Genomic DNA, 7,755 nt, shown 5'->3' on the forward strand with positions numbered 1-7,755 from the left:
GGGGATTTTCTCATTCCTATTTCAAACTACCCGCAATCTCCGTAAAGATAACCCCAAGTGCATGTGCACCTGCATCCGGATATCCTAAACTTCTTTCGCCAACTGTACCAGCGCGGCCCATGCGAGCTACGATTTCTTTCGTATACTCTGCTCCTTTAACCGCTGCTTCTGCTCCTTTTTCAAAGGCAGTTTTCACGTCTACTTCGTTTGAAGCGCTATCTAACCAAGAGTCTACACATGGAGCAAGTGCGTCAACAAGTGTTTTATCACCAACTACTGCACCTCTACCGAACGATCTTTCACCGATAGATTGTATGCCTTGCAGTGCTGCTTGCAACATTTCAGCAAATTCTTTCACTGTTAACTCACGCTTCTCGCCTGCTGCTTTACTAGCTGCGCGGAATGCACCGCCCCAAATTGGACCAGATGCGCCGCCGCAATGTTCCATAATAATCATGGAACAACCGTCAAGGAATGATCCGATCGTTACATTTTCTTGTTCTTCAATAGAATGCCACTCACGTTTTAATTGCTTAAATCCTTTCGCAACACTCATTCCGAAGTCGCCGTCACCTGCATGTGTATCTAACTCACAGAACGGTACTTCATTTTTAATAATAATGTCGCTCATTTTATCAACGAGATAAATCATGTTGTTTAATGTAATGACATTATCTTTAATCACAGCGTACTCTTCCGCTGTTTCTATTTCAAATGAAACTTCTTTCTCTTCTGCCTCTTCAAGTACATTCACGTACTCTACACTTTCAACTGGTCCATCTACTTTAAACGCTGGTGTATTACATTCTTTCGATAGTAATGTTTTTAGCTCATCATCTAATTTCATTACTGTTAAAGACATACCTGCCATATCAATACTCGTCATATAGTTACCGACGAATACTCTATTAATTTTAATGTTTCTAGTAGCTAATTCTCTCGTAACTGCATTGTTAAATAAGTAAAGTTCTTGCAGTGGTGTTCCGCCAAAGCCGTTAACTAGAAGTGCGATTTCCTCGCCATCTTTTACTCCTAAATCTTTTATTAAATCATTTGTCATACGGTTAGCTAACTCATCAGCTGACATCGTTTTTTCACGTTTAATTCCTGGTTCACCGTGAATACCAACGCCATATTCCATTTCATCTTCCGCAAGTGTGAAAGTAGGTGATCCGCTCGCTGGAACTGTACAAGACGTTAACGCTAAACCGATTGTGCGCACGTTTGCCGCTGCTTTTTCTGCGACTGCTTTCACCGCTCCTAAATCCATACCTGCTTCCGCTGCTGCGCCGGCAATTTTATGAACGAAAATAACTCCCGCAACGCCGCGGCGTCCTACTGTATACAGGCTATCTTCTACTGCAATATCATCGTCAACTTTTACGTAGTCAACTTCAATTCCATCTTCAGTCGCTAAATGCGCACCGTTTTTGAAATTCATAATATCGCCGCTATAGTTTTTAATAATTAATAACGTACCTTTTTTACTAGCTGTCTCTTTAATTGCTTGATATACCTGAATTTGCGAAGGAGAAGCAAACACATCTCCGCACACTGCCGCATCTAACATTCCTTTTCCGACTAGTCCTGCATGTGCTGGCTCATGACCACTACCGCCGCCACTAATTAACGTTACTTTATTTTCATTCATTTCTTTTTTCTTAATTACTTTATATTTTTTCAAAAGCTCAAGCTCTGGTTGAGCCATAACCATTCCGTTACACATTTCCATAACTAATGTTTCTGGTTTGTTTATAATCTTTTTCATTGTAGTTCTCCCTCAATTCCTTTAATATATTGTGATATATTTGAAATCTTCTTCTTACTAACCATGTTAAAATGAAAGCGTTTTATAGTAAACGGACAAAATGGACAATCTGTCTAAAGACACCGCTCTCATTTATAGATAGGATTTTTATATTAATAACATTCTAGGGATGATTCAGATGACCTCTTCTATAATTTCTAAAAAGATAATCGCGAACTCATTGAAATATTTAATGGAAACAGAGTCGTTTCATAAAATATCAGTAAGCGATATTATGTTACACTGTCAAATGCGTAGACAAACTTTTTATTATCATTTTAAAGATAAATTTGAACTATTAAGCTGGATTTATAGAGAAGAAACGAAAGAAAACATTATCGACTTTCTCGACTATGAAACGTGGGAAAACATTTTCGATTTATTATTTGATTACTTTTATGAAAATCAAAAATTTTACCGAAATGCTTTTAAAGTCATTGAACAAAACTCGTTTAATCACTATTTATTTGAGCATACGAAAAACTTATATATGAAGATTATTGATGAACTATCCGTGAGCTGTGGATTCAGCCTTTCTGACGAGACAAAAAATACGATTGCCTCCTTTTATAGTCACGGCTTCGTTGGAACGATAAAGGATTGGATTGAAAGCAAATGCGAAGTAGATCCTTCCATTATGTCTTCTCTCATGAAAAATATGATCAACAATCAATTACTACTATTACTGGAGCAATCAGCAAAGTAATTAAAGGGTGGCAAAAGCAATGAAAAAGATTATGAATGATGTACAACATATCGTTCAAGATATGCTGCATGGCTTTTATTTTGAACATAACGACAAAGTAAATTATGACGAAACAAATAACATCATTTATGTAAAAGATATCGACAAACTAAAGCAAGACGTCGCTATTATAAGCGGCGGTGGTAGCGGACATGAACCTGCTGATATTGGTTATGTAGGAAAAGGAATGCTTACGGCGGCAGTTAACGGAAGTATCTTCACTCCGCCTACAGTCAAACAAATCGTGGCAGCAACTCGCTTAATACCAAAGGATAAAAGTATTTTATTCATCATTAAAAACTTTAAAGATGATGTTGAGAATTTTCTAGCGGCGAAGCAAATTGCCAAAGAAGAAGAAAGACAAATTGACCACATCATCGTAAATGACGACGTTTCAATTGAAGATGATGCTTCTTTTAATAAAAGAAGACGCGGCGTTGCTGGTACTGTTTTCGTTCAAAAAATACTTGGCGCGGCCGCTCTTGCAGGTCACTCTTTAGAAGAACTAACAGCAATTGGCCGTTCTATCACCGAAAACTTACACACATTAGGAGTCGCCCTTTCACCTGCAAACGATCCAGTACAAGGAAAAGCTTCCTTCTCATTAAACGAAGATGAAGTCTTTTACGGCGTCGGTATCCACGGTGAACAAGGTTACCGTAAAGAATCGCTATCCTCTTCTGAAATATTGGCGATCGAACTGATGAACAAACTAAAAAGTATTTACCGCTGGAGAAAAGGAGACAATTTCGCTATTCTCATTAATGGACTCGGCGCAACTCCACTAATGGAACAATACATTTTCGCAAATGATATTCGCCGTTTATGTGAGCTGGAGGGATTACAAGTGAAGTTCGTAAAAGTCGGTACACTGCTTACTTCTTTAGATATGAAGGGTGTTTCGCTCAGTTTGCTTAAGGTAGAGGATTTGGATTGGGTGAAGTGGTTGAAAGAAAATACGGAAACTGCTAGTTGGTAATACAAATAGGATGGCTTCAATTGGCCATCCTATTTTTGTACGAAATTCAGCTATTAAAAAAATTCTGCCCTCAATATGACAGCAAATTTACATTAAAAATGTAAATCCTCATTTCCCTCGTATTTTCTTTTATTAAATCTTTTTCTTATGAACAATTCTGCAACAAGTAAATTGGGTACCCATGCTAACCAAGCAATAATAGCGTAACTAAGTTCAAACCGCTCTATTCCAAATAGAACGATAAACAACGGTAGCCAAATTCTTAATGTAACTGCTCCAAAGGTTAAAGAATAATTCCTAATCATCCAGTTCCGATGCTCTTTAATTTTTTTATTCTTAACTCTATGTAACGCTTGATATGCTGATGTTAGCCAGAATACAGATAACAAACCAAAACCTAGCTTCGCTACCAATCCTCCCGTAGCATAAAAGGATAGATATAGTCCAGAAACGCCTCCTAATAATACACCAACCAGATAGATTCTCCCAATTATTCGATGACGGCTGATATTCCTTTCTCTAAATTTAGTGGATAATGTAAAAGGACCAATTACTAATGCTACTATACTGGTTGTAATATGTATAAATAGCATCATATACCAGAACGCACTTAATTTAGATCCAAACATAAGCTTCACTTTTACAAGCCCTGTTTGAAATCCATCCATAATAAAATATTGGACAACAACATAGCCAGCTACTAAAAGAGCAAAAAAAGTAAATACAAACCAAATTTTCCTGTTCAAATTTTACTGCCTCCTTATTACATTAAGGAATTAGATTATTCATTACTGTTCATTCTAGGGAAAAATAGAAAAGCCTTCTTCATACATAAAAACCCTCAGGTATATCGTTCTATACTTGAGGGTTTACTCATCTATTCCTTCTCATCTCTCATTTTCTTAAATCAATAGTCAGATCATCTGTAATCTGCTCAAAATGGAAAAATCTTTTTATATAATGGATATCAGACCATTTTTCTTCTCCACCAATAATAAATAATTATTGCGCATCATACATAAATGAAAAGCTTGGATAGAAACTGTCCGCTTTTATTTCAATCCCACCAGTACGATTACTGATCATCTTACAGTCTGCTGAATAGCTTAATAGCTTAATAGCGTATAGAGAGAATCTTGTGCTGATTGGAAGAAATACTTCATAAGTGTGGTTATATCATCACTATTGGTAATGCACACTTTAAAAAAGTTCGTATCCTTTTTCTTATTAGTAAAAACTAGCTCAAAATGAAGTTTATTCTCTTCTAAAAATCCTTCAATAAAGTCTCTACATAAATAAGTTTCAAATAACATATACATAGGAAATTTGTTATGTGTACCCATAAATCCTTTAATGATTTCTTCGAATCCTGTATGCTGATTCCAATTCGTTCCCACTCCTATCATAATAGGGTGATTTAAATAAATAGGATACGGTGATAACCCTTCATCTTTTAACATATATACTCGTTTTTCATCTGTATGAAGAGCTGGTTGAGGCCCTTTTAGTAAGTATTGAGATAATTGAACACTTAACACATTTACACCTACCTATCATGTAATACATAAACTGCATCTATTAAGTTAGAAAAAGCGATTAATTATTCACATTTTACCCTGTTTAAGCGAGGAAAACTAGAATCATTTTATAAAGTGAAACTTTAATCAGTGAGGGTTTTGTTCATCCCCCACTGATTATTAGCCTTCACCAATCGGGCGTTTACGTGATAAACGAGATCGTATCTCATTGAAGGGTTACAGGTCCCCAGGATAATAAATGAACATCATACCTACAAATGAACACACTAAACAAAAAACAGCCTCGTATTTTATGACTAAAGAAGAGTTGGTATCAAACTTTTTTTCTTCTCTTGTAAATATCATTTTAAATAAAACTCTATATAATACATACCCAATAATCGCCCCGAGAGTATTCGTAAATACATCATCAATATCTGTAATTCTACTATTTAGTAATTGACTTAACTCAATTGCAAGTGAAAAAAAGAATCCCGCATATATAGTATTTTTCATTTTTCTAAACTGCGGCCAAATAGTCGGTAATAAAAAACCTAACGGCATAAACAGTACAATGTTCAAAAGGTATGCAGTACTACCTGCAGTATCAAATAAAGTCAAGTTAATTTGACTTACACGAATCCACGTTTCATTTCTACTTATATCCCATACAGTCGCGATCTGCGTCACCCCATACACTAGCGAAAGGTAAAACAGAAAAACATACACCCATAGAAAATGCCAAATAGATATAGTTCTTTTCGTTTTAAAATAAAATCCAATTTGAAACACAATACAAAAAATAATCGTAAAAAAATACGTATACAAATAACTAATCAAAACTCCTGTATGCATGTAGAATCCCCTAACTTTACATTTTCATCTATGAATTTGTCGTTTTTAGTATCCTTCTTGATGTAACTCATTTATAGGATAGGAAAAACTTTTAAAATAAAAAGTGGGGGAAACATAAAATTTTTCTTAAATCTTCAGTTGGGTTTTATTATTACTCTTCTTAGGAATCCGCCATTGATAGCTAGGCAACAACATGCTTGAACGTAACAAGATTATCATTTTTGCACGTAATCCTCGTAGTACTTTAATCGATGAAACATATATAAAATCATGTGAATCGTTTGTTCAGTTAAAACATGAAATTAAGAAATATATGACGTACTATAATCACTCTTGCTATCAATAGAATTTAAAGAAGATGACTCCTGTTTGCATACAGAAATCATCTTTTTTAGGTTACCTAACTTTTTTTAGAATGTCCTTTACAAAGAGTACAGATCAAGAACACCTTATGCCTATTCAAAGGGATCAACTATACCTTCTTCCCTTAAAATCACTAAAACCCATTTACAAATCTATAAAAGTAGATATAATATCCTTATGGAACCTTTATTAATTTATAAAGCATTGTCAAATGAAACAAGATGTCAAATTTTATCATGGTTGAAAAATCCAGAAAACCATTTCGATGAAAAACCTTATCTAGAGCAAGGCCTTAACTTTCAAGTTGGAGTATGTGTAGGAGATATCCAGCTTAAAACTGGTTTAGCCCAATCGGTTATTTCTAGTTATTTATTAACTATGAAAAAGGCAGGACTACTAGACTCTGACCGAATTGGAAAATGGACTTACTATCGTCGAAATGAAAAAACAATACAAGAGTTTTCTGAATACGTCCAAAATGAATTATAAAGTGAAAGCTAATAATCAATTAGCATACCAATTGATTATTAGCCTTCACACATTCTGCTTTTTTTATAAAATTGCACTACCTATAAAAGCAAGAAACATGGAAAGGAGAAATTTTTTTAACACATCATATCTAGTTATTTAGATATCTGTTATTGTATTTCAAATTACATAGTCCTAATAATATTGACATCCAATCATGCTTGCAATAATGCTTCTTTGTTAATGAATTTACTTTCAAAATACTAGTACGAATGGAGAGTTTTATAAATGAAAAAAGTAAATCCTTTACTTATTCTGACACTCGCAATAGGTGTGTTCGGAATTATTACTACCGAAATGGGTATTGTCGGTGTATTACCACAAATCACTCAGAAATTCGGCATTTCAACTGCACAAGCAGGATTTTTAGTAAGTATATTCGCACTAGTTGTTGCTATTTCTGGTCCGTTTCTAATTTTGCTCGTCTCTGGGATTAATCGCAAAATAATTTTATTAACAGCAATTTTTACATTTGTTATTTCAAATATAATCTACGCTTATACAACACAATTTGAAATCATGCTTATTTTTCGTATTTTACCGGCTGCACTTCATCCACTCTTCTTTTCAATCGCTCTTGTAACAGCTGCTAAACTTGTCCCTCCTGAGAAAAGTGGTCAAGCCGTTACAAAAGTTTTCATGGGAATTACAGTTGGTTTTGCTCTAGGCGTACCATTAACCTCTTACCTTGCAGACCAATTTTCACTAGAAATTGCTTTCTTATTCGGAGCATTCGTTAACACTCTTGCATTCATTGGAATACTAATCTACCTTCCTTCTATGCCTGTTACAGAAAAAATGTCTTTCGGCAAACAAATTCGTATACTCGGCAAACCAGGATTATGGTTAAATATTTTAACCGTCACATTCCTTTTTGCAGCCATGTTTTCCGTATACAGCTACTTCGCTGAATACCTTGCAACAGTAACTTCCATGAATGGATCTCTCATCAGTATTATGC

The 7,755-nt window shown here is 34.9% G+C and carries 7 protein-coding genes and 2 pseudogenes; 5 read left to right on the plus strand and 4 right to left on the minus strand.

The annotated features are described in order from the left end of the window. Window positions 1–16: 16 nt before the first annotated feature. Window positions 17–1,768: a dihydroxyacetone kinase subunit DhaK gene (gene dhaK / locus JDS92_RS23535; RefSeq protein WP_199632598.1), complete on the minus strand. Its 1,752-nt coding sequence runs from the start codon at window positions 1,766–1,768 to the stop codon at window positions 17–19. A gap of 178 nt (window positions 1,769–1,946) precedes the next feature. Here dhaK and dhaS point away from each other — a divergent pair, with 178 nt between their 5' ends. Both dhaS and dhaQ read left to right on the plus strand, forming a co-directional pair. Then, window positions 1,947–2,513, plus strand: coding sequence for a dihydroxyacetone kinase transcriptional activator DhaS (gene dhaS / locus JDS92_RS23540; protein WP_000204220.1), 567 nt, complete (start codon window positions 1,947–1,949; stop codon window positions 2,511–2,513). A 19-nt stretch (window positions 2,514–2,532) separates the two neighbouring features. Then, window positions 2,533–3,531, plus strand: a complete 999-nt coding sequence (gene dhaQ / locus JDS92_RS23545; protein WP_199632599.1) for a DhaKLM operon coactivator DhaQ — start codon at window positions 2,533–2,535, stop codon at window positions 3,529–3,531. 92 nt (window positions 3,532–3,623) lie between these two features. Here the strand turns inward: dhaQ and JDS92_RS23550 are convergent, their stop codons facing one another. From JDS92_RS23550 to JDS92_RS23560, 3 genes and pseudogenes are all read right to left on the minus strand, one after another. Further along, entirely contained in the window at window positions 3,624–4,277 is a 654-nt protein-coding gene (locus JDS92_RS23550) for a DUF2306 domain-containing protein (RefSeq protein ID WP_199632600.1), read from the minus strand. 148 nt (window positions 4,278–4,425) lie between these two features. Continuing rightward, window positions 4,426–5,069: pseudogene (locus JDS92_RS23555) on the minus strand (hypothetical protein). A 216-nt stretch (window positions 5,070–5,285) separates the two neighbouring features. After that, window positions 5,286–5,903 carry a VanZ family protein gene (locus JDS92_RS23560; protein ID WP_098138391.1) on the minus strand — a complete coding sequence of 206 codons (618 nt, stop codon included), beginning with the start codon at window positions 5,901–5,903 and terminating at the stop codon, window positions 5,286–5,288. A 244-nt stretch (window positions 5,904–6,147) separates the two neighbouring features. Here JDS92_RS23560 and JDS92_RS31050 point away from each other — a divergent pair. The 3 genes and pseudogenes from JDS92_RS31050 to JDS92_RS23570 form a co-directional block, all read left to right on the plus strand. Further along, a pseudogene (locus JDS92_RS31050) lies at window positions 6,148–6,249 on the plus strand (TetR family transcriptional regulator); the annotation flags it as partial. A 194-nt stretch (window positions 6,250–6,443) separates the two neighbouring features. Further along, a complete protein-coding gene (locus JDS92_RS23565; RefSeq protein ID WP_098132492.1) occupies window positions 6,444–6,755 on the plus strand; it encodes an ArsR/SmtB family transcription factor in 312 nt (103 codons plus the stop codon). Window positions 6,756–7,022: 267 nt separating this feature from the next. Beyond that, window positions 7,023–7,755 (plus strand): MFS transporter (locus JDS92_RS23570; RefSeq protein WP_199632601.1); only part of this gene is annotated, 733 nt, incomplete at its 3' end.

It is taken from the genome of Bacillus cereus group sp. N12, assembly GCF_016483575.1.
Lineage (GTDB): Bacteria > Bacillota > Bacilli > Bacillales > Bacillaceae_G > Bacillus_A > Bacillus_A toyonensis.